Origin of the sequence: Oceanobacter kriegii DSM 6294, assembly GCF_000422845.1 — a bacterium.
GTDB classification, from domain to species: domain Bacteria; phylum Pseudomonadota; class Gammaproteobacteria; order Pseudomonadales; family Oceanobacteraceae; genus Oceanobacter; species Oceanobacter kriegii.
Genome location: NZ_AUGV01000003.1, coordinates 461,912 through 485,613, shown reverse-complemented (window position 1 = coordinate 485,613; position 23,702 = coordinate 461,912). Strand labels below are relative to the sequence as shown.

The 23,702-nt window shown below is 56.2% G+C and carries 27 protein-coding genes and 1 riboswitch; of the genes, 16 read left to right on the top strand and 11 right to left on the bottom strand.

Annotated elements, in window-relative coordinates; genetic code table 11:
- Window positions 1-6: 6 nt before the first annotated feature.
- Window positions 7-1,041 (bottom strand): PstS family phosphate ABC transporter substrate-binding protein, encoded by a 1,035-nt coding sequence (locus G516_RS0102190; RefSeq protein ID WP_028292275.1) that lies wholly within the window; start codon window positions 1,039-1,041, stop codon window positions 7-9.
- A gap of 254 nt (window positions 1,042-1,295) precedes the next feature.
- Between G516_RS0102190 and G516_RS0102185 the strand changes: the two genes are divergently transcribed.
- A complete protein-coding gene (locus tag G516_RS0102185; RefSeq protein WP_028292274.1) occupies window positions 1,296-1,703 on the top strand; it encodes an acyl-CoA thioesterase in 408 nt (135 codons plus the stop codon).
- 57 nt (window positions 1,704-1,760) lie between these two features.
- Here G516_RS0102185 and uvrD read toward each other — a convergent pair whose 3' ends face one another.
- Complete coding sequence (gene uvrD, locus G516_RS0102180; protein ID WP_028292273.1) at window positions 1,761-3,929, bottom strand: DNA helicase II; 2,169 nt, start codon at window positions 3,927-3,929, stop codon at window positions 1,761-1,763.
- Between the two features lie 146 nt (window positions 3,930-4,075).
- Here uvrD and G516_RS0102175 point away from each other — a divergent pair, with 146 nt between their 5' ends.
- Both G516_RS0102175 and G516_RS0102170 read left to right on the top strand, forming a co-directional pair.
- Window positions 4,076-4,963 carry a MurR/RpiR family transcriptional regulator gene (locus G516_RS0102175; RefSeq protein ID WP_051218839.1) on the top strand — a complete coding sequence of 296 codons (888 nt, stop codon included), beginning with the start codon at window positions 4,076-4,078 and terminating at the stop codon, window positions 4,961-4,963.
- A 198-nt stretch (window positions 4,964-5,161) separates the two neighbouring features.
- Complete coding sequence (locus G516_RS0102170) at window positions 5,162-5,350, top strand: PA3496 family putative envelope integrity protein (protein WP_028292271.1); 189 nt, start codon at window positions 5,162-5,164, stop codon at window positions 5,348-5,350.
- 76 nt (window positions 5,351-5,426) lie between these two features.
- On the opposite strand, the gene G516_RS0102165 is transcribed toward G516_RS0102170, so the two are convergent.
- The 4 genes from G516_RS0102165 to G516_RS0102150 all read right to left on the bottom strand — a co-directional run bounded on the left by G516_RS0102165 (window position 5,427) and on the right by G516_RS0102150 (window position 8,560).
- Complete coding sequence (locus G516_RS0102165) at window positions 5,427-5,903, bottom strand: Mpo1 family 2-hydroxy fatty acid dioxygenase (protein ID WP_028292270.1); 477 nt, start codon at window positions 5,901-5,903, stop codon at window positions 5,427-5,429.
- A 264-nt stretch (window positions 5,904-6,167) separates the two neighbouring features.
- The gene (locus G516_RS0102160) at window positions 6,168-7,445 is read right to left on the bottom strand and encodes an ammonium transporter (RefSeq protein WP_028292269.1); all 1,278 of its coding nucleotides are present in this window, start codon (window positions 7,443-7,445) and stop codon (window positions 6,168-6,170) included.
- Between the two features lie 59 nt (window positions 7,446-7,504).
- Complete coding sequence (gene glnK / locus G516_RS0102155) at window positions 7,505-7,843, bottom strand: P-II family nitrogen regulator (protein WP_028292268.1); 339 nt, start codon at window positions 7,841-7,843, stop codon at window positions 7,505-7,507.
- Window positions 7,844-7,912: 69 nt separating this feature from the next.
- On the bottom strand, window positions 7,913-8,560 hold the full coding sequence (locus G516_RS0102150; RefSeq protein ID WP_028292267.1) for a TorF family putative porin: 648 nt from the start codon (window positions 8,558-8,560) through the stop codon (window positions 7,913-7,915).
- A 338-nt stretch (window positions 8,561-8,898) separates the two neighbouring features.
- Here G516_RS0102150 and G516_RS0102145 point away from each other — a divergent pair, with 338 nt between their 5' ends.
- Window positions 8,899-9,129, top strand: a complete 231-nt coding sequence (locus G516_RS0102145; protein ID WP_028292266.1) for an accessory factor UbiK family protein — start codon at window positions 8,899-8,901, stop codon at window positions 9,127-9,129.
- A gap of 45 nt (window positions 9,130-9,174) precedes the next feature.
- Here G516_RS0102145 and G516_RS0102140 read toward each other — a convergent pair whose 3' ends face one another.
- From G516_RS0102140 to G516_RS20660, 3 genes are all read right to left on the bottom strand, one after another.
- On the bottom strand, window positions 9,175-9,366 hold the full coding sequence (locus G516_RS0102140) for a hypothetical protein (RefSeq protein WP_028292265.1): 192 nt from the start codon (window positions 9,364-9,366) through the stop codon (window positions 9,175-9,177).
- A 96-nt stretch (window positions 9,367-9,462) separates the two neighbouring features.
- Window positions 9,463-9,633, bottom strand: coding sequence for a hypothetical protein (locus G516_RS24845; RefSeq protein ID WP_169449486.1), 171 nt, complete (start codon window positions 9,631-9,633; stop codon window positions 9,463-9,465).
- Between the two features lie 70 nt (window positions 9,634-9,703).
- A complete protein-coding gene (locus G516_RS20660; protein ID WP_036533828.1) occupies window positions 9,704-11,059 on the bottom strand; it encodes an ammonium transporter in 1,356 nt (451 codons plus the stop codon).
- A 549-nt stretch (window positions 11,060-11,608) separates the two neighbouring features.
- Here G516_RS20660 and pyk point away from each other — a divergent pair.
- The 9 genes from pyk to G516_RS0102080 all read left to right on the top strand — a co-directional run bounded on the left by pyk (window position 11,609) and on the right by G516_RS0102080 (window position 18,794).
- Complete coding sequence (gene pyk / locus G516_RS0102125) at window positions 11,609-13,045, top strand: pyruvate kinase (protein WP_028292264.1); 1,437 nt, start codon at window positions 11,609-11,611, stop codon at window positions 13,043-13,045.
- 297 nt (window positions 13,046-13,342) lie between these two features.
- Window positions 13,343-13,541, top strand: a riboswitch (molybdenum cofactor riboswitch).
- On the top strand, window positions 13,530-14,519 hold the full coding sequence (gene moaA, locus G516_RS0102120; protein WP_028292263.1) for a GTP 3',8-cyclase MoaA: 990 nt from the start codon (window positions 13,530-13,532) through the stop codon (window positions 14,517-14,519). (Overlaps the previous riboswitch by 12 nt.)
- Before the next feature lie 2 nt (window positions 14,520-14,521).
- A complete protein-coding gene (locus tag G516_RS0102115) occupies window positions 14,522-15,193 on the top strand; it encodes an NTP transferase domain-containing protein (RefSeq protein WP_028292262.1) in 672 nt (223 codons plus the stop codon).
- A gap of 9 nt (window positions 15,194-15,202) precedes the next feature.
- A complete protein-coding gene (moaB, locus tag G516_RS0102110) occupies window positions 15,203-15,748 on the top strand; it encodes a molybdenum cofactor biosynthesis protein B (protein ID WP_028292261.1) in 546 nt (181 codons plus the stop codon).
- 29 nt (window positions 15,749-15,777) lie between these two features.
- The gene (moaC, locus tag G516_RS0102105) at window positions 15,778-16,308 is read left to right on the top strand and encodes a cyclic pyranopterin monophosphate synthase MoaC (RefSeq protein WP_028292260.1); all 531 of its coding nucleotides are present in this window, start codon (window positions 15,778-15,780) and stop codon (window positions 16,306-16,308) included.
- Window positions 16,305-16,556 (top strand): MoaD/ThiS family protein, encoded by a 252-nt coding sequence (locus G516_RS0102100; protein ID WP_028292259.1) that lies wholly within the window; start codon window positions 16,305-16,307, stop codon window positions 16,554-16,556. The genes moaC and G516_RS0102100 overlap by 4 nt, the downstream gene beginning before the upstream one ends.
- Before the next feature lie 31 nt (window positions 16,557-16,587).
- A complete protein-coding gene (moaE, locus tag G516_RS0102095) occupies window positions 16,588-17,076 on the top strand; it encodes a molybdopterin synthase catalytic subunit MoaE (RefSeq protein ID WP_028292258.1) in 489 nt (162 codons plus the stop codon).
- A 33-nt stretch (window positions 17,077-17,109) separates the two neighbouring features.
- The gene (locus G516_RS0102090) at window positions 17,110-17,574 is read left to right on the top strand and encodes a methyltransferase family protein (protein WP_036533824.1); all 465 of its coding nucleotides are present in this window, start codon (window positions 17,110-17,112) and stop codon (window positions 17,572-17,574) included.
- Window positions 17,575-17,963: 389 nt separating this feature from the next.
- Window positions 17,964-18,794 carry a DODA-type extradiol aromatic ring-opening family dioxygenase gene (locus G516_RS0102080; RefSeq protein ID WP_028292256.1) on the top strand — a complete coding sequence of 277 codons (831 nt, stop codon included), beginning with the start codon at window positions 17,964-17,966 and terminating at the stop codon, window positions 18,792-18,794.
- Window positions 18,795-18,857: 63 nt separating this feature from the next.
- Here G516_RS0102080 and G516_RS0102075 read toward each other — a convergent pair whose 3' ends face one another.
- Window positions 18,858-19,979 carry a PilT/PilU family type 4a pilus ATPase gene (locus G516_RS0102075; protein WP_028292255.1) on the bottom strand — a complete coding sequence of 374 codons (1,122 nt, stop codon included), beginning with the start codon at window positions 19,977-19,979 and terminating at the stop codon, window positions 18,858-18,860.
- A gap of 40 nt (window positions 19,980-20,019) precedes the next feature.
- On the bottom strand, window positions 20,020-21,054 hold the full coding sequence (locus G516_RS0102070) for a type IV pilus twitching motility protein PilT (protein ID WP_028292254.1): 1,035 nt from the start codon (window positions 21,052-21,054) through the stop codon (window positions 20,020-20,022).
- 151 nt (window positions 21,055-21,205) lie between these two features.
- Here G516_RS0102070 and G516_RS0102065 point away from each other — a divergent pair, with 151 nt between their 5' ends.
- The 3 genes from G516_RS0102065 (at window position 21,206) to G516_RS0102055 (ending at window position 23,454) form a co-directional block, all read left to right on the top strand.
- On the top strand, window positions 21,206-21,910 hold the full coding sequence (locus tag G516_RS0102065; protein ID WP_028292253.1) for a YggS family pyridoxal phosphate-dependent enzyme: 705 nt from the start codon (window positions 21,206-21,208) through the stop codon (window positions 21,908-21,910).
- Between the two features lie 25 nt (window positions 21,911-21,935).
- The gene (gene proC, locus G516_RS0102060; protein WP_028292252.1) at window positions 21,936-22,751 is read left to right on the top strand and encodes a pyrroline-5-carboxylate reductase; all 816 of its coding nucleotides are present in this window, start codon (window positions 21,936-21,938) and stop codon (window positions 22,749-22,751) included.
- Between the two features lie 115 nt (window positions 22,752-22,866).
- Entirely contained in the window at window positions 22,867-23,454 is a 588-nt protein-coding gene (locus tag G516_RS0102055) for a YggT family protein (protein ID WP_028292251.1), read from the top strand.
- Window positions 23,455-23,702 lie beyond the last annotated feature (248 nt).

The following is a 23,702-nucleotide window of genomic DNA, read 5'->3' as shown; positions in this document are numbered from 1 at the left end:
ACAAACTTACAGGGTCTTCAGAGCCTTAACGTTTGCTTCTACTTCCTTGCGGGCGGATTCAAGCATAGGAATCATGCCTTTGTCAGCAAGATAACCGTCTTCGCCCATTGCGCGAGGGGAAGTGAATTCGGCCAGGTACTCCTGAATGCCAGGAATCACGCCGATGTGAGCCTTCTTGACGTAGAAGAACAGGGAACGGCTGATTGGGTAAGAACCTTCAGCAATGTTGTCGAAAGTTGGCTTCACACCGTCAACGATGGCACCTTGAACCTTGTCTTCGTTCTGCTCCAGGAAGCTGTAACCGAAGATACCGAAGGACTCAGGGCTGGCGTCCAGCTTCTGAACGATCAGGTTGTCGTTTTCGCCAGCTTCAACGTAGGCGCCGTCTTCACGCAGACCGTGACATACGGCCTTGTACTTGTTCTTGTCGGACTTCTTCATGTCCTTGATGAACGGGAACTGCTTACAGCCACCTTCCATCGCCAGTTCAACGAAGGCATCACGGGTACCGGACGTTGGTGGTGGACCCAGAACCTTGATTGGGGTGTTTGGCAGCGCCGGGTTCACGTCTTTCCAGGTCTTGTACGGGTTTTCGATCAGGGTGTCGGAACCGTCAGTCGCAGGAACGTTCTTGGCCAGCGCCAGGAAGATGTCCTTACGGGTCAGTTCAACGTTATCAACCTTGCTGGAGTGAGCGAACACAATGCCGTCGAAACCGATGGTTACTTCAACGATGTCTTTTACGCCGTTTTTGGCACACAGCTCGATTTCAGACTGCTTGATCTGACGGGAAGCGTTGGTGATATCAGGAGTCGCATCACCCACACCGGAACAGAACAGCTTCAGACCGCCGCCGGATCCAGTGGATTCAACTTTTGGGGTTTTGAAGTCAGTAGACTTACCAAAGCGCTCGGCCACAACAGTGGAGAATGGGTAAACGGTAGAAGAACCGACGACGCTGATGTAGTTACGCTCTGCAAAAGCAGAGGAGCTGAAAGCAGTTGCCAGCAACAGAGCACCGGCTGCGATAGTACGTTTCATGATGTTTCCTTCGTTGCGACATTACGACCTGCACTCAACCACAGGTAGACCACCTGTTTTGCAAAGGCTGCTCTGCAAATCTGACCGCCGCCATACTGTTACTGTTTTGTGACATTAAAGTTACAGGCTAGACGGAATCGTGAAGAATTTTCGATTTTTTCACTCGCAGGCGCAGACAGCCCTGTCAGCAGGTGTAGCGATGAACCGAAAAGCAGTACACTGCTCACTAATAATTTCAAATAATGAGTGTGGCGATGAAACCAGTATCAAAGGACGACTCTGTGCCGTCTCCCAGTGGCGAACTGGCTCTGCGGCTGATCCCGACCCGGGGTGATACCAATGTGCATGGCGATATCAGCGGTGGCTGGGTGGTGGCACAGATGGATCACGCTGCCGAAACCGTTGCGGCCAGAGTGGCCAAGGGTCGCATTGCCAACGTGGCACTCGAATCCGTGGTGTTTATGTCGCCCATTCGGGTCGGTGCAGCCGTGTGTTTTTACACTCGCCTGTTGGATATCGGCTCATCGTCCATTCGCATTGCCATTGAAGTCTGGACCCAGAATCCGAATGAAGATGAGCGTCGCAAGGTGGTTGATGCTGTGTTTGTGTACGTTGCCATCGACGACACCGGCCGCATTCGCCGGGTACCCAAGGCGAAATAAACCGACGCCGGCACAGGCGTCGGTATTCCTGGGTCCCTTGTCAGTCTGCTGCAGGTGTTACAGCACCGTCAGTTTGGCAAAGCTGACCACCAGCCATTTGCTGCCGGCATCGTCAAAATTCACCTGCACGCGCAGCCCTGGCCCCTGGCCTTCAAACTGCAACACGGTGCCTTCGCCGAACATCTCATGAAAAACCCGCTGACCCAGCCCGAAGGGCAGGTCTGCGCCCTTGGTGAACATGGCTCGACGGGGCTGACTGTCACGGGCCGTGACCGGCCGGGTGACGCTGTTTTTCAGTCGTACTTCCTCGATCAGCTCGGACGGCACTTCGCGAATAAAGCGCGACGGCGTACTGAAGTTCTCCTGACCGTGCAGACGACGGCTTTCGGCATGGGTCATCACCAACTGCTCCATCGCCCGGGTGATGCCAACGTAGGCCAGACGGCGCTCTTCTTCGAGGCCATCACCGTCATCCATCGACATTTTGTGCGGGAACAGGCCTTCTTCCATGCCCGCCAGCACAACCTGTGGAAATTCCAGACCCTTGGCTGAGTGCAGGGTCATCATCTGCACCGCATCGTCGTATTCTTCGGCCTGGCCTTCGCCTGCATCCAGTGCTGCACTGTCGAGGAATTGCGCCAGCTGTGGCACCTCTTCGTCTTCGCCCTCAAACAGCTTGGCCGCGTTGACCAGCTCTTCGAGGTTCTCGATACGGGCCTGACCTTTCTCGCCTTTTTCTTTCTGATGGTGAGCGATCAGACCGGATTGCTGGATCACGTTGTCGACGATCTCGTGCAGCTCCAGCTCTTCAATGCCAACGCTCAGCTCATCAACCAGTTCCATAAAGCCGTCCACCGCGGTACTGGCGCGTTTGGGCAAAGCGCCCTGCTGGACCACCATGGAGCAGGCTTGCCACAACGAACAACCCTGATCCCGCGCTACCGAACGCAGGACGTCGAGGGTTTTCTCGCCAATCGCCCGCGACGGCACGTTGATCACGCGTTCCATGGCGGCATCATCGTCGCGGTTCATCAGCAACCGCAGGTAGGCAATGGCGTTCTTGATTTCAAGCCGTTCGTAGAATCGCTGACCGCCGTAAATACGGTACGGAATACCCGCTCGCAGCATGGCTTCTTCAAGGGTGCGGGACTGGGCATTGGAACGATACAGGATGGCCATTTCGGTGCGCTGACGACCCTGTCGGGTCCAGTCTTCCACCAGATCGGCGATGTAGCGGGCTTCGTCCTGTTCGTTAAAAGCACGGTACAAACGCAACGGCGAGCCATCTTCACCATCGGTGATCAGGTTTTTGCCCAAACGGCCGCTGTTGTTCTGAATCACGGCGTTGGCTGCCGCCAGAATGTTGGCCGTTGAGCGGTAATTCTGTTCCAGCTTGATCAGCTCGGCACCGGGGAAATCGGACTGGAAGTTGCGGATATTGCCAATATTGGCGCCCCGCCAGCCGTAGATGGACTGGTCATCGTCGCCCACCGCCATGACGGATACCGACTGGCCTGCGAGGTTACGAATCCAGGCGTACTGGATGTTGTTGGTGTCCTGAAACTCGTCCACCAGAATGTGGCTGAAGCGCTGCTGGTAGTGCTGCAACAGGTCGGGATTCTGCAGCCACAGTTCGTGGGCTCGCAGCAGGATTTCGCCAAAATCGACCATGCCGTTTTGCTGACAGTGTTCTTCGTAGATGAAGTAGAAATCCCGCAGGGTGCGGGCAAACGGGTCGGCCGACGGCAGTACATGAGCGGCCCGGCGACCTTCGTCTTTTTGCTCGTTGATAAACCACTGCAACTGCTTCGGCGGATAACGGCTCTCGTCGACGTTATTGGCTTTCATCAAACGCTTCACCAGCCGCAGCTGGTCATCGCTATCGAGAATCTGGAAATACTGCGGCAGCTTGGCTTCGCGCCAGTGATGCTTCAACAGTCGATGCGCCAGACCGTGAAAGGTCCCTACCCACATGCCGTTGGCAGGCACTTCCAGCAATTGCTCCAGACGCCCTTTCATCTCGCGGGCAGCCTTGTTGGTGAAGGTCACCGCCATCACAGCAAACGGCGACACCTGCTCTACCTGCAACAGCCAGGCGATGCGATGCACCAGCACCCGGGTCTTGCCCGAACCGGCCCCCGCAAGCACCAGCTGATGGGGTGAGTTGGCCGCCACGGCGTTGCGCTGGGCGTCGTTCAATTGGTCTACGAGTAATGAAATATCCATGCGGCGAGTGTATCAGATGGCTGCTTTTCAGGGTCGATAATCACAATGTACCTGTTTTTTTGTACAGCACCTAGAAGTATGGCGACGAAAGCCCGCCGAGCGGCGTATAATCTTTTCCATAATTTCAAGAATGCAGACCCATTATCGTGACAAACAGCCCTATTCTGGCTCAGATTTCCAGATCCATTCCCGATCTCCGCAAGTCCGAAGTCAAGGTTGCCGAGTTCGTCCTCAAGTCGCCGCAACAGGTTGTGCACATGCGCATTGTTGATCTGGCCCAGGAGGCTCATGTCAGCGAACCCACCATCGTGCGATTCTGCCGCGCCATTGGCTGTAACAGCTTTCAGGAGTTCAAGGTTCGCATTGCCCAGGAAGTGGCCATCAGCAACAACATCGGTCAGTTTGCCATCGGCGACAACGACAGCATCGATGAGCTGTGCAGCAAGATTGCCGATACCACCATCCAGCGGTTGCACCAGGTCAAATCCCAACTGGTGGCGGAACAGGTCGGCGAGGCGGCCAAGGTCATCAGTCTGGCAACCCGGGTCGAGTTTTATGGCTATGGCGCCTCTGGCGCGGTTGCCACCGATGCCCAGCACAAGTTTTTCCGTCTTAACGTTGCCACCGCCGCCTACAGTGATCCGCACATGCAGGCGATGTCGGCGGTGACTCTTGGGCCCAACGACGTCGCCGTTGCCATCTCCCAGAGTGGCCGCACCAAGGATCTGCTGAATTCCATTGCCCTGGCCCAGCAGCACGGTGCCAAAATCATCAGTCTGGCACCGGCCAATACGCCGGTCAGTCAAGCCGCAGACCTGCCGATTCATATCAATATCGAGGAAGACACCGATCAGTTCACGCCAATGACCTCGCGCATTGCGCACCTGATGATCATCGACATGCTGGCGGTCGCGGTAACCCAACAACGTGGGCCGGAATTTGCCCGTCATTTGGGCAACATCAAACGCAGCATCAAGTCGTTGCGACTGGATCAGCACGAAGAACACACGCTGCCGAATATCGAACAGCCATGAGCGGAATGCGGTAATGAAAACGGCAGACAGCGGGCTGCCAACACGCCAAACAGGCCAGCACAAAGCTCGTCGAACAAAAAGTGGCCAATCAGGACGAAATCCCAAAATGTGACATGACACGCCATTTATGTCATGTCAGTGCAACCATAAACCGGCAAAATAGACACAGTATTCCTAACTATAACAAGGAGCTGGGCTATGGACGCTGCTGTAAAACTGGATACGCACGAAGAAGTGGTTTCGATCGACACGGATGGCAATGTGGTGGTCAACAAGGAGAGCCATATGTCTCCGAAGCTGGTCGCCCGCCGCGCCATTGAGGCGCATCTGGAGCGTAAACGTCTGGAAAAGGATCTGGACAACTACTACGACTTCGACGACCTGTAAGCAGTTAACACAGGCCAACACCTTTAAAGCCCGCAATTGCGGGCTTTTTTATGGTTCACGTTTACCGAGAAATAACTTAATAACGAACCCCAAATCGGCGGAAGATATGGCCGATTAACCAGGCCGGGCCGATCAGCAGAAACTGCACATCCTTCAAAAAAGACGGACGCTTGCCTTCAATGTGGTGGCCGACAAACTGCAAAATCCACAACACCACAAACAGACCGATGTAAAACCACCACACCGCCGCCAACTGACGGCTTAGCCATTCATGCGCCAACAGGCACACGCCGGTCACCAACAACATCACCGCCGCAATCGGGGCGGACAAACGCCAGTAGAACATCATGGCAGGCACCGCCGCCAACACCGCCCAGTTCAGCCCCCACTGACGTCCTGCATCAGGGAACGGCAGGGACGCCAGTAGCCCAACCACAATCCAGTAGATCAAGGGCACACAGAGCCAATGAATGGCCTTGTTGGTGGGATTACGGTGACTGACCGCGTAAAGGTCGAACCAGTCCTGCATGGTCAACGCGTTGTTATTGTTCATGGTCGCTCCTGACCGGTGCTCCGGCTGTCGGCTAGTAATCAAACGTTTGTCTAAATCTGGCACGCCGAACAGCAGCAGGCAATCGACGCAATGGCAAACGGCCCGAGTTGTCCTTTTGAACGGTCAGTTGGACGTTACTCCCGACTCCCCGCTCACTCCCGACCTCAGACCTCAGACGCCCGACTCCCGACGCCATAAACGCAAAAACCCGGCCGAAGCCGGGTTTTCAAGCAGAGATGGAATCTCTCAGGAGTTACTCAGTGATCACTTACCAGTGAACTCTGGGTAAGCTTCCATACCACATTCGGAGATATCCACACCTTCGTATTCTGCTTCTTCGCTAACACGCAGACCCATAACCGCCTTGATGATGCCCCAGGTGATCAGGGAAGCTACGAATACCCATACGAAGATAGTCAGAGCGCCAACCAGCTGGCCGCCGAAGGTTGCGTCGGAGTCGGACAGCAGTACCGCGAAGATACCCCACAGACCAACAACACCGTGTACAGAGATCGCACCCACTGGATCGTCGATTTTCATCTTGTCCAGAGTCAGGATGGATACCACAACGATCACACCACCGATGAAGCCGATAATGGTCGCCAGGAAAGGTGTTGGATCAGCAGGTTCTGCAGTGATCGCAACCAGACCAGCCAGCGCGCCGTTCAGACACATGGTCAGGTCCGCCTTACGGAACAGGATGAAGGCCAGCAGCAGAGCGCCGATCAGACCACCTGCCGCAGCAGCGTTGGTGTTAACAAATACAGAAGCAACTTCGTTGGCAACGCCTACGCCAGACAGCTGCAGGGTAGAACCACCGTTGAAACCGAACCAGCCCATCCACAGGATGAAAGTACCCAGGGTAGCCAGTGGCAGGTTTGCACCTGGAATCGCACGGATTTCGCCGTTCGCGCCGTATTTGCCCTTACGAGCACCCAGCAGGATAACACCCGCCAGAGCAGCAGCAGCACCAGCCATGTGAACGATACCGGAACCGGCGTAGTCGGAGTAGCTCAGTTCGTACATGCCGAATACAGAAGCACCACCCCAGGTCCAGGCGCCTTCCATTGGGTAGATGAAACCAGTCATCACTACCGCGAAAGCCAGGAAAGCCCACAGCTTCATACGCTCGGCAACTGCACCGGATACGATGGACATGGCAGTTGCAACGAAGACAACCTGGAAGAAGAAGTCAGAAGCGCCAGAGTAAGGCAGAGAAGCATCTTCAACACCGTTACGGAAGTCAGCCTGACCGGCCAGAACCTCAGCGATAGCAGCATCGGTCATGGAAGATACGTTGTCGGTGCCGGACAGGAAGTAGCCGCCGCCGTACATGATTTCGTAGCCGCAGATCAGGTACATGGTACAAGCGATCGCGAACAGCGCTACGTTTTTGGTCAGAATTTCAGTGGTGTTCTTGGAGCGAACCAGGCCCGCTTCCAGCATGGCGAAACCTGCCGCCATCCACATTACCAGTGCGCCACACACCAGGAAATAAAAGGTATCCATGGCGTACTGAAGTTCAAATACTTGGTTTTCCATTCTAAGCCCCCCGCATCAGGCTTGATTGAATTTTTTTGTTGGCTGTTTAGGCCGTTTAATTACAGTGCGTCAGCGCCGGTTTCACCGGTACGGATGCGTACAACCTGTTCCAGCGCAGTGACGAAGATTTTGCCGTCGCCGATCTTGCCAGTGTTGGCTGCTTTGGTGATGGCTTCGATAACCTGTTCGGACAGGTCGTCGGCAACCGCTACTTCAATTTTTACTTTTGGCAGAAAATCCACCACGTACTCTGCACCGCGGTACAGTTCGGTGTGGCCTTTCTGACGACCGAAGCCTTTAACTTCAGTCACGGTAATACCCTGAACGCCGATCTCAGACAGCGCTTCACGTACGTCGTCCAGCTTGAATGGCTTGACTACTGCAGTGATGAGTTTCATATGAAAACTCCTTGTTTCTCTAAGGGATGAATAATGGCCTGTGCGGAGGCACCGACCATTGTATGCGTTTTACATCTCGATAGGCAGGCTGTAAGACACAACGTAACGAGTGGATTTATCCATGGAGTCATCAACTTCTTCGTCGATGATCTTGGAAGCCGTGAAAGAAATCTGGTCGTTGTAGGCGTAGCTCACATCAATGTGGGTGTAGTCTGCGCCGGTGTCGAAGTTGGAACCCAGAGCCACAGAGAAGGCAGTATCAGGAATCGCAACGTCCACAACGCCGTACAGGCCGTCTACGTCGAAGTCGCTGTTCTTGTACAGAGTCAGGCCAGCGATGTCGTAAGACAGACCCAGGTAGAATTCAGCCGCATCATCAAATTCATCATCGGCAGTTTCGGTGTAGATGTAGGTTACGTAGCCCAGGTCGTAGCCCAGGTCACCGGCTTCACCGGCAAAACCTACGTAGAAGTCAGTCTCGGTACCCAGCTCGGAGTCACCGGAAGAAGTCCATGCACCCAGGTACAGGCCAGACTCGTGACTGTAATCCAGGGAACCAGCAACAACAGCAGAACCTGCGCTCAGGTTCTGACCACGCCACAGGTAGGAGCTTGCAACGTCAACGGAAGCAGACACTTCTGCCTGGGCAGTGTGTACCGCAGCCAGACCTGCAGTCATGGCGCCAGCCAGAGCAATTACTTGAGACAGCTTTTTCATTGGTATTTCCTTCATCGGTAAACGTAAGTAGTTCATCATTACTTTTTTCGGTGCTTGCGAAGGCTATTTACCTTTCTGTGCACACTTATAGTTATGTGATGAGGTTCTTAGCAGCGACCGTGCCAAGTCCGAAAAGCATTGAGTTCACAGGCCTCAAAGCGGTTTTTTGCTACCATCCGAAGGAAAAGCATAGTTGCTCAGCACATTTTTTGTGCAGACAGAAAGTAATGAGCACTATTTTTGAGCAGTTACTGAAAGCACCCTGTTCGATGTTGGTGCTTTCTTTTTTGAAAGCCCAAAACCAGTGCGGGTATATTTGAAAGAAAGGGGAGCCCTTTATGAACAGCGCAGAAATTCGTATGAAAATCGAAGAGTTACTGGCCAAAGCACCGGGAGCTCAGCTGCCATCTGGCATGCACAAAAATCTTGCACAACATTTAACCAGCTGGTTGGGTGACTCTGAATGGGTCACGCGGGATGAATACGATCGTTTACAGCACACACTCGCCGCCACAGAGCTGAAGCTGCAAGCGTTGGAACAACGCCTGGAAGCCATCGAGCGCTCCTGAACCAGACCGGACTAAATCCGACGGTAATCCGCCCGGGGTTGAGCGTTAACCCCGAGGCGCCTGCTTTTGCTTCCAGATCTCGTATCCGTTCACAGCCGCATGAATCGCCAGTGCAGCGGCAGCTGCTGCGCCAATCGCCCCCAATCCCCGAACATCCATCAAAAACAGCCCACTGGATAACATCAGAAAGGTTGGATAAAACAGCGTGCGCTTCAGTACCAATTGCAATTTGTTCATATCAATTTCCTTGCGTGTCTCTGTTCAAGCAGAGCTTTCAAACCAGAAAGGGCCGCAGCTGACGACAGCCAGCCCGGCCCTGACAAGACTCAATGATCAGTCGCGGTGACCGTCAAAGGCGTCGTTTTCGTGCTTGATGATGGCGTACATAAAGCCCAGAAAGGCCACAAACGCCAGGCCGCACAGAAAGGCCACCATGCCTGGACTGTCGGCAAAGGTGAAATAAGCGGCAACGCCTTCCCAGCTATCAATTGGTGCAGAATCCATAAGACTGTCCTCTGTTTGCATTCGTCAGGGCGGCGACCCAACGCCACCCGTGTTAGTGAACGATGGGGTATCAGTTACTCAGCGCGCCATTGCCTGGCAGCTGGGCTTCGGTTGGGTTTGTGCCTTCAACGATGTCACGTGCAGGTACACGCTCGCCGTATGGCACGGCCGGGATCTCAACCAGGTCCAGACCGGCAATTTCAACCTTCGGTGGTACTCGCAGCATGTCCAGCTTCTTCAGCAGCAGTGACGCCGCATAGCCAGGAATAAAGCCCAGTACACACATGATCACCGCACCCATCAGCTGGCCACCGAAAGAAATGTCCGGAGCGCCTTCTGGTACGTTCGGGTAACCGGAAGCGAATACGCCCACCAGTACCACACCCAGGAAGCCACACCAGCCGTGTACCGCAACTGCGCCTACTGCGTCATCGATACCGGCTTTTTCAACCAGCTTGCCAACCATTGGCATGGTGATGCCGCCAAAGATCGCCAGAATGAACGTCAGGCCCGGGTAGTACAGGTCAAGGCCAGCCGCCACAGTGATGATGCCAGCCAGACCACCAGACATGGTCATGAACGGTTCACGAGAAGACAGGTAAGCGCCAATCACACCACCGGCAAAGCCCATCAGGGTGTTGAAGGCAAACGCGGACAGGTTGGTTGGGTTGCCGTAAATGGTGGTCCAGCCAGTGTCGCCGCCGTTGAAGATGATGCAGCCACCCAGGAAGCCGAAGAAACCAACAATGATCATCATCAGGCCAATCAGCGCCATCGGCAGGTTGTGCGGAATAATGGCCATCGCTTTGCCATCAACAAACTTGCCGACACGAGGCCCCAGATTGATCAGCACACCCAGCGAGAAGAAACCGGCAATCGCGTGCACCACACCAGACGCACCCAGATCGTGGTAGCCCAGATCCAGCAGCAACCAACCGTCAGGGTGCCAGCCCCAGGCACCGGCCAGAATCCATACCACAGAGCCCACCAGCACGGTCAGGATCAGGTAAGCACTGAGGCGAATACGCTCGATCACGGCACCAGACATAATGGAGCCAGTGGTCGCACCGAACATGGCGAACGCTGCCCAGAAGATACCGGTACCCAGATCGGTTGCGTCCGGACCCATGGAGGCCGTCCAAGGCAGCGCACCTGATGCATCAATTGGCACAAAGCCGTTCGGGAAGGCGTTGTAGATCCACCAGCCAAAGAAGTAAAAGGTCGGAATTACCACCGACAGGGTCAGGATGTTTTTCATACCGGAGGCCAGGGCGTTTTTCACCCGTGAGGCACCGATCTCGTAGGCCAGGAAGCCTGCGTGAATCATGAACATGATGGCAGTACACCACCAGTAGAACACCTCGATGTTCATCGCCTGGTGCATCTCAAATGCCGCCTTAAAGGCTTCGAGCTCTTCTGGAGTCATGGGAGTTCCCCTCTCTTTTCATTGATAGTCAATGCGTTCCAGTTCCCCGATCTGGCCTGCCCCCAAACCATACTGACCGGACAAAAATATTCGCGAGAGGAATACTGCATTCACGGTGCCAACCTGAAGTTCAGCGACAACAACCGAAAAGTGGCCGCTTTGGCACTCCGAAACCGCCACACAGCCACACAAATCACGACCCTTTGTCGGCTATGGCCTATGGGTAAACGCAAGGATCGTGGCTCAGATTCCACGCTGCTGCTTCATCTCAGGGAACGCACTGATGCACCGACCCGAAATGCCGCACTAAGCCAGTGCACTAATAGGGCTACTGACAGGACGACTGATAGCGCCAGGCGGCCCTTTGATGAAAAAACCATCGCCACTGCACAGAAGTTAATCAGCCATAGAACAAATTTTCCGTTATGGCCTCAGAATCAGGGCATTTGTTACATGCTTGAAAAGATTCCCCGACAAACTTCGTGGATAATGGATGATCCAAAAGATCAAGAAAGCACATCGACAATCCGCTCGATCAGGAGACCTGACATGCTGAGACGCACCAAAATCGTGGCCACACTGGGCCCGGCTACCAACACCGACGAAAAAATCGAACAACTGATCGACGCGGGTGCCAACGTTTTCCGACTCAACTTCTCTCACGGCGACGCCGACGACCACCGCGACCGTGCGGCATCCGTCCGCCGCGCTGCCAAGAAGCTGGGCAAACACGTGGCCATTCTGGGTGACCTGCAAGGCCCGAAAATCCGTATTTCCCGCTTTGCTGAACAAAAAGCCTTCCTCGACCGTGGCCAGAGCTTTGTACTGGACGCCACCCTCGACCGCGACGCAGGCAACAAGGAAGTTGTGGGCATCGACTACAAGGCCTTGATTGAAGACGCCAGCGTCGGCGACGTGCTGTTGCTGGACGACGGCCGCGTCGTGCTGAAAGTCACCGAGACCCACCCGCAAAAGCTGGTAACCACGGTTGAAGTAGGCGGCTGGTTGTCGAACAACAAAGGCATCAACCGCCTCGGCGGTGGTCTGTCTGCCAAGGCGCTGACCGACAAGGACAAGGAAGACATCAAACTGGCGGCCGAGCTGCTGGTTGATTACCTGGCGGTCTCTTTCCCGCGCGATGGCCGCGACATGGAAGAGGCCCGCGAACTGCTGAAAGCTGCCGGTGGTCACGCTCACCTGGTGTCCAAGATTGAACGCGCCGAATGTGTTGCCAGCCCGGAAGCGCTGGACGACATCATCAGTGCCTCCGACGCTGTCATGGTGGCCCGTGGCGATCTGGCGGTTGAAATTGGCGATGCCGAACTGGTTGGTGTGCAGAAGAAAATCATCGCTCGCTCCCGTCAGCTCAACAAGCCGGTGATCACTGCGACCCAGATGATGGAGTCCATGATCGATAGCCCAATGCCGACCCGTGCGGAAGTATCCGACGTCGCCAACGCCGTGTTCGACTACACCGACGCAGTGATGCTGTCAGCCGAAACCGCTGCGGGCGACTACCCGGTGGAAGCCGTGGCCGCCATGGTGCGTATTATTGAAGGTGCCGAAGCCCACCCGATGGTAAAACGCTCCAAGCACCGTCTGTACGAAGACATGCACGAGATCGATGAAACCATCGCTCTGTCGGCCATGTACGCAGCCAACCACCTGCAAGGTGTGACTGCCATCATCGCCCTGACCGAAACCGGTGCGACGCCGCGCCTGATGTCCCGTCTGCGCTCTCACCTGCCGATCTTCGCCTACTGCCGCCGTGAAGACACCCAGTCCCGCGTGGCACTGTACCGCGGCGTACAAACCGTGCCGTTCTACGCCGACCAGCTGGAGCCAATCACCATCAATGTCAAGGCGGTTGAATTCCTCAAGGAAGCTGGCCACGTGAAATCCGGTGACTACGTTGTGATTACCCGTGGCGACCACCTGAACGCTCAGGGTGGCACCAACACCATGAAGATTGTGAAAGTCGATTAATCTTCCCGTCTGGCGTCTGGTTGGGCCGCACTCGGATCTGGCGTCTGGCGTCTGGCGTCTGGCGTCTGGCGTCTGGCGTCTGGCGTCTGGCAACAGCATGTAGGGTGCGCAATGCGCACCACTACCTCTTAATCGACTCCCGAGCCTACGCGGCCCACTCACTCCCGACTCCCGACTCCCGACTCCCGACTCCCAACATCAACGATTTATTCACCTGCCTCATCACGACAATCACTGCTTGATTTCAATTAACTCACTGTTCAGCCATTGTTCAACGCCAGCCAGCTACGTACACTGACTTCAAATTAACGCCGAGCTGTTTGCTCTAACGCCTGCGTAAGAAACGGGTCTTTCTTGCGACCAACAGGTTATGAACACTCAGCCGTGGCACAGACTGGTTTGCCAGTCTGAGGATGCCAATGCATCCCGGCCACCAGGGTTCTGCGGGAAACCGCAGTGCCTCCCGCATTTGGAAAGGTGTGACATGACTCATTTTGAACCTGCACTGCGCGACCGCCACGGTCGCCGGTTCAGTTACTTGCGCCTGTCGATCACCGATGTGTGCAATTTCCGCTGTAATTACTGCCTGCCCGACGGTTATCAGAAAACCGCTGGGCCGGAGCCATTGCAACTGGCCGAAATCGAACAGGTGATTGGTTCGTTTGCCCGGCTGGGCACACGTAAAATCCGCATCACCGGCGGCGAACCCAGTGTGCGCCGCGACGTCACCGATGTGATTCGCGTTGCGGCCAACACCCCCGGTATTGAACAGGTCGCCATCACCACCAACGGCTACAAGCTGGCGGCACTGGTCGATGACTGGGCGGCGGCCGGTTTGCAGCAGGTCAACCTCAGCATCGACAGCCTTGATGCCCAACGCTTCGAAGACATCACCGGCTACAAGCATCTGGATCGCATTCTGGCAGGGCTCGACCGGGCACTGGAGCTGGGGCTGAAGGTCAAGGTGAACGCCGTGTTGTTGAAAGGCTTCCAGCAAAACGAACTGGGTGAATTTCTCGACTGGGTGAAACACAAACCGGTCGCGGTGCGCTTTATTGAATTGATGCAAACCGGCGATCAACCGGTGTTCTTCTCAGAAAACCACGTCCGTGCCGAAGCCATCCGCCAGCAGCTGATCGACAGCGGCTGGAGCGAAAAAGCTCGCGGGTTACACGATGGTCCGGCGCAGGAATTTGAACACCCGCAATACGCTGGCCGCATCGGTCTGATTGCCCCCTACAGCAAGGATTTTTGCAGCAGCTGCAACCGACTGCGCATCAGCTCGATGGGCAAATTGCACCTCTGCCTGTTTGGCGATCAGGGCCATGACCTCAGGCCGTTGCTGCAGTCACAGAATGACGGCAGCCAGCTGGATCAGGCGCTGCTCTCGTTGCTGGGCATGAAAACCGAAACCCACTACCTTCACGACGGCGATACCGGCGCAACCCGCCACTTCGCCATGCTGGGGGGCTAGCCATGAGCAGTCAGGACACGACGGTTGTAGGCATCTTATTAGCTGGCGGGGAATCCCGCCGCATGGGGCAAGACAAGGCCAGTTTGCCAGCCCATACCAACAGCCCACATTCAACCCTGTTGGCCCAACAGGTGGCGCTGTTGCAGCAACTGCCGCTGGCACGCTTGTGGATAAGTCGTCATCCAAGTCATCCACCATTGGACCCGGCACTGGCAGCACTGACCGTCAACGACGCCAGCAGCGACAGCCATCTGGGGCCGTTGGCGGGCATACACAGCGCCCTTCAGCACGATCAGCAACAGGCACAGCAGCACACTCAGCTCAAAGCCGATGCCGTACTCATCATTCCGGTCGACCTGCCGCTGCTCGACAAAGCCACCGTCAGCCAACTGCTGAATACCGGCGTACAGTCCGGCCAGGCGTGCTACTTCCTGCAGGATTATTTACCGCTGTATTTGCCGCTGGTTAGCCGTTCGGAATCGGACACCAACATCACCGACTACCTCGAGCAGACCCTTAATGCGCCGGAGTCGGAACCCAAAATCCGCCGCTCCATTCGCGGCCTGCTCTCGCTGTGCCAGCCGTTGTCGTTGCAACCGGCCGACGCCAGCAAGCTCACCAATACCAACACCCGGGATGAATGGAACGCCGTTCAATCCCGGCAGGGAAATTAAGGAATCACCATGTCCAAGACATTCACCGACCAGTTTGTACCCCTGAACATCGCCATCCTGACCGTTTCGGATACCCGCACCGAAGACAACGACACCAGTGGTCAGGCGCTGGTTGAACGTCTGACCGAAGCCGGCCACAAGTTGGCCGACAAGAAAATCATCAAGGACGACAAGTACCAGCTGCGCGCCCAGGTGTCCCAGTGGATTGCCGACGACAGCACCCAGGTGATCATCACCACCGGTGGCACCGGCTTCACCGAACGCGATACCACACCAGACGCACTGGTACCTCTGTTCGACCAGACCATCGATGGCTTTGGTGAACTGTTCCGCCAGATTTCCTACCAGCAGATCGGCACCTCCACCATTCAGAGCCGTGCGGTTGCCGGTTTGGCCAACAGCACGCTGATCTTCTGTGTACCGGGCTCCACCGGCGCTTGCCGTACCGCCTGGGACGACATCATTTCCAGCCAGCTGGACAGCCGTTTCAAGCCATGCAACTTCGTGCTGCGCCTGAAGAACACCGCCCAACAACTGTGCGACAGCCGCGGCTGAGCCCGGCTAACGCCAGACAGGTTTAGACAATGACAGATCAATCCACCCAGGGCTTCTCCCACGTTAACAGCGCCGGCGAAGCCAATATGGTCGACGTCAGCGCCAAACAAGCCACCGTGCGCGAAGCCCGTGCCGAAGGCTTTGTGCGCATGTCGGCCGACACGCTCAACAAGATCATCGAAGGCAACCACCACAAGGGCGACGTCTTTGCCGTCGCTCGTATTGCCGGTATTCAGGCAGCCAAGCAAACCAGCAACCTGATTCCGCTGTGCCATCCGTTGATGCTCAGCAAGGTAGCAGTGGAGTTTGACGCCGAGCCCGAGCACAACCGCATTCGTATCGAAAGCTACTGCAAGCTCACCGGCCAGACCGGCGTCGAGATGGAAGCCCTGACCGCCTGTTCGGTCGCCGCGCTGACTCTGTTCGACATGTGCAAGGCGGTAGACCCTTCCATGGTGCTGGACGGCATTCGGGTGTTGGAAAAAGTCGGCGGCAAAACCGGCCACTGGCAAGCAACTGAAGGCTCAGATAAAGCTCAAAGCGAAGGAGCAGGCGCATGATTCAGGTGCTGCTATTTGCCCGCCTGCGCGATGAACTGGGCACCGGAACCGTGAATCTGGAAATCCCATCCCCAGCCAGGGTCAGAGACGTTCGAGCCGCCTTGTGCCAGCAATTTCCGCAGCACCGTGCACTGCTGGCAGAGGGCAAGGCACTGGTAGCGATCAACCAGAACCTCACCAATGACGAACAGGCTAGCGTCAGCGAGCGCGACGAAGTGGCGTTATTTCCACCGATGACCGGGGGATAACTTCGGTGATAATTTTCCGGACGACGTCAACATGACTGTGGATAACTGGCAAGACCGTATTCAGGTGCAAACGGCCGACTTCAGCGTTGATGAAGAATACCAGCGCCTGTGCTGCGACAACGCCGCCGACGGTGCCGTGGTGTTTTTTGTTGGCCGTGTGCGCGACCGCAACCAGGGCGATCAGGTATCACTGCTGGAACTGGAACACTACCCCGGCATGACCGAAAAAGCCCTGCAAGGCATTGTCGACGATGCCCGCAGCCGATGGCAGCTGGGCCGCGTCAGCGTGGTGCACCGGGTTGGCCCAATGAACATTGAAGAGCAAATCGTCTTTGTTGGGGTATCCAGCCCCCACCGAGGCAACGCCTTTGAAGCGGCCGAATACATCATGGACTACCTCAAAAGCCGCGCACCGTTCTGGAAAAAAGAACGTATTCTTGATACCAACGGCGAACTCCGCGAAGAACGCTGGGTCGACGCCCGCGACAGCGACAGCGCCGCCCTTGAACGCTGGGAATAACCGCTGTACTCAGAATCGACGGAGTCCCGTTCCATGCTGACATCTCTGGAAAACCGCATTCCCCCACCCATAGTCGGGCTCGCCACCGCCGTCCTGATGTGGCAACTGGCAGGTCATATACCGGCGCTCACCGACATCAGCGCCCTGCAATGGCTCATGATCGCCGTGCTGGCAGGCTGTGGATTAACCCTCGATTTGCTGGCATTGGTCGACTTCTTCAAACGCAAAACCACCTTTAACCCACTGGCCCCTGAGCGAGCCAGTACTCTGGTCACCGGTGGAATGTACCGTTTCAGCCGCAATCCCATGTACCTCGGCATGCTGCTGAATCTGCTGGCCTGGGGCTGCTTCCTTGGCCACTGGGCCGCGCTGCTGCCACCGTGGCTGTTTGTCCTCTTAATTAATCACTTCCAGATTTTGCCGGAAGAGCGCGCATTGCAGCAGCTATTTGGAACAGACTTCACCAACTACCGACGTATCGTCCGGCGCTGGCTCTAGTAAGATTTGGGCAAAGGACCCTCTGAATAACTCTGCACAGCTCTGCGCGAGTCCTGCAGGTTGTCAGAACAAGGCGGCGAATGCAGCGGAATGGCTGGTCCTTTCCAAATTCGCCAATGCCGTTCTGGCGGGTTGCAGGCCGCGCCCTGCGGGGATGGCAGGGCATTGCTGACTCTGTGTCGCTGATTTTTGACTTGACCCGTCAGGCCTGCAAATCAGCTTCGTGATTCAGCTTCGCCCTGTCATCCAGAGCGGACACCGAGTTATTCAGAGGGTCCCTAACCCATTTCAGGGCGAACAACGGACCCAACCGACCATTTAAGCGTCAGAGCAGTGGCTCGGCGGCTGAGAGCGACCGTCCGTATCCCTCGTCCCGCAGGAGTCAGCTTATGTCCTCGGCACCCATGCCGACGATTTTCATCCCCCACGGCGGAGGCCCCTGGCCATTCGTTGATCTGGGAAGTCGTTTTGGCGAACAGGAAATGCAACATCTGAAGCAGTTTCTGGAGCAATACCCCAAGACACTGCCGCGCCAGCCCAAAGCCTTGCTGGTGATCAGTGCTCATTGGGAAGCCCCGGTGGCGACACTGGGTACGGCCGAACAGCCCGATATGTTGTACGACTACTACAACTTTCCCGAAGCGGCCTATCACATTCAATGGCCTGCACCGGGCTGTCCGGAACTGGCCCCCCGAGTAGCAGAGCTGCTGCACAAGGCTGGCTTTGCCACCGACGCCGACGACCAGCGAGGCTACGACCACGGCACCTTTGTGCCGCTCAAACTGATGTTTCCCGACGCCCAAATTCCGGTATTGCAGCTGTCGCTGATGCGCAATCTCGATGCTGCCAAACACATCGAACTGGGTAAAGCCTTGCAGCCGCTGCGTGACGAAGGCGTGCTGATCATTGGTAGTGGCATGTCGTTCCACAACCTCAAACGGCTACGCCAGCACGATACGCCCGATATCAGCAAACCCTTTGACGAGTGGTTGAAAGAAGTCGTGGCGCTGAAACCGGAGTGCCGACAACGCAAACTGGGTGACTGGATTTGTGCACCGAACGCCCGTATTGCACACCCTCGTGCAGAGCACTTGCTGCCGCTGATGGTGGTCACCGGAGCCGCCGGTAACGATCATGGTCGGGTGGTGTTCAATGGCCTGTTCGCCAATTCCTGGGTCACCGGGGTGGAGTTCTGCCGCGCCTGTCAGCAGCTGGTGTAAATACAAAACGCCCCGCAATGCGGGGCGTTTTGCTGTTGGCCGACCGTCACAACACGCGGACGCTCAGTAGTCGCCTTCCAGTTTGAAACCTTTGGCGGTGCCAACCAGATGGTCGGCATCAGCTTCCGATGCCAGCTTGATCATCAAACGCAAATCGTTTGGTGAGTCGGCGTAGGCCAACGCATCCTCGTAGGTAATCTCGCCCTGTTCGTACAGGTGGTACAAGGCCTGATCGAAGGTCTGCATGCCCAATTCAGTCGATTTTTTCATCAACGCCTTGAGCTCATGCACATTGCCCTTACGGATCATGTCCGACGCCAACGGGGTATTCAGCAGCACCTCAATCACCGCCCGACGGCCCTTGCCATCCGGGGTCGGCACCAGCTGCTGGGCAACAATAGCCCGCAGGTTGAGTGACAAATCCATCCAGATCTGGCTGTGACGCTCCGGCGGGAAGAAGTGCAGCACCCGCTCCAATGCCTGGTTGGCGTTGTTGGCGTGCAGGGTGGCCAGACACAAATGGCCGGTTTCGGCGAAGGTAATGGCCTTCTCCATGATGTCCGGCGAACGCACCTCACCAATCATGATCACGTCCGGCGCCTGACGCAGAGCGTTTTTCAACGCCACATCAAAGCTTTCGGTATCCAGGCCCACTTCCCGCTGGGTAATGATGCACTGATCATGCTGGTGAATGTATTCAATCGGGTCCTCAATGCTGAGGATATGGCCCTTGCTGTTGTGGTTACGGTGGCCAATCATACTGGCCAGCGAGGTCGACTTACCGGTGCCCGTTGCCCCCACAAACAGAATCAGGCCACGCTTGGCCATCGCCAGATCCTTGATCACATCCGGCAGTCCCAGCGAATCGACCGATGGAATGCGGGTTTCGATGCGACGCAAGACCATGCCGCAGACGTTACGCTGATAGAAAGCACTGGCCCGGAAACGGCCAATGCCACGGGCGTTGATGGCAAAGTTAAGCTCTTTGTAACGCTCAAACTCGTCCTGCTGATGGTTATTCATCAGGCCCAGTACAATGTCACGGGTTTGCTCGGCCGCCAGCGGGGTTTTGCTAAGCGGCAGCAGCTGGCCGTGTACTTTCATCGAGGGCGCTACGCCTGCGGTAATAAACAGGTCGGATGCCCCTTTTTCCACCATCAGGCGTAAAAACTTGTCCATCGACATGGATCGTATCCTCTGGCCGGATTACGGCGCTAACAATGAATCAGAACTGATCCGGGTTCTTCGATTTTTCACGGGCCGATTCTTTCGACACCAGGCCGCGCTGCACCAGTCCTTTCAACGACTGATCCATGGTCACCATGCCGTAAGCGGCGCCGGTCTGGATGGCCGAGTACATTTGCGCCACCTTGTCTTCACGAATCAGGTTACGAATCGCCGGGGTACCAATCATGATTTCGTGAGCCGCCACACGACCGCCACCAATGCGCTTCAACAGCGACTGGGAAATAACTCCTTGCAGGGATTCCGACAGCATCGAACGCACCATGCCTTTCTCTTCGGCCGGGAAAACGTCGACGATACGGTCAATGGTTTTGGCCGCTGAGGTGGTGTGCAGGGTGCCGAACACCATGTGGCCGGTTTCTGCCGCGGTCAGTGCCAGACGAATGGTTTCCAGGTCTCGCATCTCACCCACCAGAATCACATCCGGGTCTTCACGCAGGGCGGAGCGCAGGGCTTCGTTAAAGCCGAGGGTGTCACGGTGAACTTCACGCTGGTTGATCAGCGATTTTTTCGGCTCGTGAACAAATTCGATCGGGTCTTCAATGGTCAGAATGTGGTCGTGCTTGTTCTCGTTGATGTAGTCGATCATGGCCGCCAGCGTGGTCGACTTACCGGAACCGGTCGGGCCTGTCACCAAACAGATGCCCCTAGGCAACGACGCCAGCTCCTTGAACACTTCCCCCATACCCAGCTGGTCCATGGTCAATACCTTGGACGGAATGGTACGGAACACCGCGCCCGGGCCGCGGTTCTGGTTAAAAGCGTTGACACGGAAACGGGCCACACCCGGCACTTCAAACGAGAAGTCGGTCTCGAGGAATTCCTCGTAATCCTTACGCTGCTTGTCATTCATGATGTCATACACCAATGAATGTACTTCCTTATGACCCAGCGCAGGCACGTTGATACGGCGAACATCACCATCGACGCGGATCATCGGCGGCAAGCCTGCTGACAGGTGCAAGTCAGAAGCACCCTGTTTGGCGCTGAATGCGAGCAGTTCGGTAATGTCCATTGCCTGAATTCCTCCAACGGCGTGAATATAGAAAGACTAGATGAGACAGATGCAGACTGGCTCACGGTTTTATAAGATTCCCGTAAGCCCGATACATTCTCTGGCCTGCAACCGCCGCCAGAGCCGACTCATCCTAAACAAAGCGTATTGAATGTCTACACTTGCCGAACACTACCAGCAGGTCCAGCAACGCATTAAGCAGGCCTGCCAACAGAGCCAGCGTGATCCCGCCGAGGTTGAACTGCTGGCTGTCAGCAAAACCAAACCGGCCAGCATGGTGGAGGAATGTTACCAACAGGGGCAGCGCCAATTTGGTGAAAATTACCTGCAGGACGCGATGGAAAAGATCCCTGCTCTGGCCGACCTTGCTAACATACAGTGGCACTTTATCGGGCCATTACAATCGAACAAAACCCGCGCGGTGGCAGAGAATTTCGACTGGTTGGCAACGCTTGAGCGGGAAAAAATTGCCCGCCGCCTGAGCGAGCAGCGACCATCCGGCAAAGCCCCGCTGAACGTGTTGATTCAGGTCAACATCAGCGGCGAGGCACAAAAGTCCGGCGTTGAACCCGGCGCCATCGCCGCTCTGGCCAGCGTCATTGAACAATTGCCGGGGCTTACCCTGCGCGGTTTGATGTGTATTCCCGAAGCAACCGATGATGAATCGCATTTGCGCGGCCAATTCCGCCAGATGAAGCTATTATTTGATGAGCTGGCTCAGCAACACCCGCATGTAGACACCCTGTCGATGGGGATGTCCGGCGATCTGGAGCTGGCCATTGCCGAAGGCGCCACCCAGGTGCGCATCGGCACCGACATTTTTGGCGCCCGTAACAGCACGGGCACCACCCTTTGAAAATAAACGGTTTAAGGACACCCACATGACACAAATCGCATTTATTGGCGGCGGTAACATGGCCACTGCCATTATTGGTGGCCTGCTGCGCCAGGGCGACGTTTCTGCGCAAATGGTTCAGGTCAGCGATCCGGGTGAACAGCAACGCCAGAAGCTGGAAGCCGATTTCGGCATCCAGACCTTTGCAAGCAACCTCGACGCCATTGCCAACGCCGATACCGTCATCATGGCGGTGAAGCCACAAATGATGAAAGAGGTGCTGGCACCACTGCAGGCCACGCTGGCCAACCGTCAGCCGCTGCTGGTTTCAATTGCGGCTGGCATCAGCATTGAAAACCTCGAAGCCTGGTCCGGCTGCCAATCCGTTGTGCGCTGCATGCCCAACACCCCGGCCCTGGTCGGTGCCGGTGCCAATGGTCTGTTCGCCAACGACGCGGTAACCGTTGACCAACGCAACGCCGCCGATCGCCTGATGCAAGCCACCGGCGTCACCGTATGGGTCAAGGAAGAAGCAGAACTGGACATCGTCACAGCACTGTCTGGCAGTGGCCCGGCCTATTATTTCCTGCTGATGGAAGCCATGATCAACAGCGCCAAAAGCATGGGCCTGAGCGAAGAAACCGCCACCTCACTGGCACTGCAAACCGCCTTTGGTGCTGGCAAAATGGCCATTGAGGCCGACGTTGGCCCAGCCGAACTGCGTCGTCGTGTGACCTCACCGAACGGCACCACCGAGCGCGCGATCTTCACGTTTGAAGGGGCCCACCTGCGCGACATCGTCAGCGCCGCCATGGAAGCCGCCCGCAAGCGTTCTGAAGAACTGAACAAGGAACTCGGGTAACGCTCAAACGGTCGTTAAAGGAGCAACGGGCGTCTATTCCCTGTCTCCTTTAACGGGTACTTTACCGGTACACTTGATATAACCATCAGCCCGAACACATCGATACGGAGTTTTCATGTCCCCAATCGCATCCGCAGGACTTCTGCTTATTAACGCCATCGGCGGTCTGGTACTGCTGGTCTTCCTGCTGCGTTTCTTGCTCCAGCTGGTACGTGCCGACTTCTACAATCCGATTTCACAGTTCATCGTCAAGGCATCCAACCCGCTGCTGATTCCGCTGCGCCGCGTGATTCCGGGCTTTGGCGGCATGGACATCGCCTCACTGGTGCTGGCCTACGGCGCCCAGTTGATCACCATGGCGCTGATCATGGTGGTGTCCGGCTACGCCGTGCCGTGGATGAACGTACTGGCCTGGGCTGCTATTGGCCTACTGGGCCTGCTGCTCAATATCTACTTCTGGGGCGGCATCATTGTAGCCATCGCCTCCTGGATTGCCCCCAACAGCTACAACCCGGCGCTGATTTTGATCAACCAGATTCTGGAACCGGCACTGCGTCCGATCCGCAACAAAATGCCGGACCTTGGCGGCCTCGACCTCAGCCTGTTTGTGCTGCTGATGGCCATTCAGCTGTTCGAGATTCTGATTATTGGCCCATTGGCGGCCACCGCCATGATGCCGCGCGGCTTGGGTATCGGCGTTTAATCGCCAAACCCCAAGCTCCAACTCTGAGGGAAGCTGCTTGCTGTCGATGAAGGTTTTATCGAGAGCAAGCTCTCTCCCACAACATTATCCAGCCCTTCCCCTGTTCTCACCCAACTTCTAACTCCCCTAACCCAGCGCCCGACTCACGAGCCTGCGCGACCCGCTCACTCCCGACGCCCGACTCCCGACTCCCGACTCCCGACTCCCGACTCCCGACTCCCGACTCAGCCCCTGAATCACCGAATTCC

What these genes read in the sequence shown, in the direction of transcription:
- proC (WP_028292252.1), top strand. Translation starts at nt 21,936, where the DNA reads ATGACACAAATCGCATTTATTGGCGGCGGTAACATGGCCACTGCCATT.
- G516_RS0102080 (WP_028292256.1), top strand. Translation starts at nt 17,964, where the DNA reads ATGTCCTCGGCACCCATGCCGACGATTTTCATCCCCCACGGCGGAGGC.
- G516_RS0102055 (WP_028292251.1), top strand. Translation starts at nt 22,867, where the DNA reads ATGTCCCCAATCGCATCCGCAGGACTTCTGCTTATTAACGCCATCGGC.
- G516_RS0102185 (WP_028292274.1), top strand. Translation starts at nt 1,296, where the DNA reads ATGAAACCAGTATCAAAGGACGACTCTGTGCCGTCTCCCAGTGGCGAA.
- G516_RS0102090 (WP_036533824.1), top strand. Translation starts at nt 17,110, where the DNA reads ATGCTGACATCTCTGGAAAACCGCATTCCCCCACCCATAGTCGGGCTC.
- G516_RS0102140 (WP_028292265.1), bottom strand. Translation starts at nt 9,366, where the DNA reads ATGAACAAATTGCAATTGGTACTGAAGCGCACGCTGTTTTATCCAACC.
- G516_RS0102115 (WP_028292262.1), top strand. Translation starts at nt 14,522, where the DNA reads ATGAGCAGTCAGGACACGACGGTTGTAGGCATCTTATTAGCTGGCGGG.
- moaE (WP_028292258.1), top strand. Translation starts at nt 16,588, where the DNA reads ATGACTGTGGATAACTGGCAAGACCGTATTCAGGTGCAAACGGCCGAC.
- G516_RS0102070 (WP_028292254.1), bottom strand. Translation starts at nt 21,054, where the DNA reads ATGGACATTACCGAACTGCTCGCATTCAGCGCCAAACAGGGTGCTTCT.
- G516_RS0102160 (WP_028292269.1), bottom strand. Translation starts at nt 7,445, where the DNA reads ATGGAAAACCAAGTATTTGAACTTCAGTACGCCATGGATACCTTTTAT.
- uvrD (WP_028292273.1), bottom strand. Translation starts at nt 3,929, where the DNA reads ATGGATATTTCATTACTCGTAGACCAATTGAACGACGCCCAGCGCAAC.
- G516_RS0102075 (WP_028292255.1), bottom strand. Translation starts at nt 19,979, where the DNA reads ATGTCGATGGACAAGTTTTTACGCCTGATGGTGGAAAAAGGGGCATCC.
- moaA (WP_028292263.1), top strand. Translation starts at nt 13,530, where the DNA reads ATGACTCATTTTGAACCTGCACTGCGCGACCGCCACGGTCGCCGGTTC.
- G516_RS0102165 (WP_028292270.1), bottom strand. Translation starts at nt 5,903, where the DNA reads ATGAACAATAACAACGCGTTGACCATGCAGGACTGGTTCGACCTTTAC.
- G516_RS0102190 (WP_028292275.1), bottom strand. Translation starts at nt 1,041, where the DNA reads ATGAAACGTACTATCGCAGCCGGTGCTCTGTTGCTGGCAACTGCTTTC.
- G516_RS0102065 (WP_028292253.1), top strand. Translation starts at nt 21,206, where the DNA reads ATGTCTACACTTGCCGAACACTACCAGCAGGTCCAGCAACGCATTAAG.
- G516_RS24845 (WP_169449486.1), bottom strand. Translation starts at nt 9,633, where the DNA reads ATGGATTCTGCACCAATTGATAGCTGGGAAGGCGTTGCCGCTTATTTC.
- moaC (WP_028292260.1), top strand. Translation starts at nt 15,778, where the DNA reads ATGACAGATCAATCCACCCAGGGCTTCTCCCACGTTAACAGCGCCGGC.
- G516_RS0102100 (WP_028292259.1), top strand. Translation starts at nt 16,305, where the DNA reads ATGATTCAGGTGCTGCTATTTGCCCGCCTGCGCGATGAACTGGGCACC.
- G516_RS0102150 (WP_028292267.1), bottom strand. Translation starts at nt 8,560, where the DNA reads ATGAAAAAGCTGTCTCAAGTAATTGCTCTGGCTGGCGCCATGACTGCA.
- G516_RS20660 (WP_036533828.1), bottom strand. Translation starts at nt 11,059, where the DNA reads ATGACTCCAGAAGAGCTCGAAGCCTTTAAGGCGGCATTTGAGATGCAC.
- moaB (WP_028292261.1), top strand. Translation starts at nt 15,203, where the DNA reads ATGTCCAAGACATTCACCGACCAGTTTGTACCCCTGAACATCGCCATC.
- G516_RS0102170 (WP_028292271.1), top strand. Translation starts at nt 5,162, where the DNA reads ATGGACGCTGCTGTAAAACTGGATACGCACGAAGAAGTGGTTTCGATC.
- pyk (WP_028292264.1), top strand. Translation starts at nt 11,609, where the DNA reads ATGCTGAGACGCACCAAAATCGTGGCCACACTGGGCCCGGCTACCAAC.
- G516_RS0102145 (WP_028292266.1), top strand. Translation starts at nt 8,899, where the DNA reads ATGAACAGCGCAGAAATTCGTATGAAAATCGAAGAGTTACTGGCCAAA.
- glnK (WP_028292268.1), bottom strand. Translation starts at nt 7,843, where the DNA reads ATGAAACTCATCACTGCAGTAGTCAAGCCATTCAAGCTGGACGACGTA.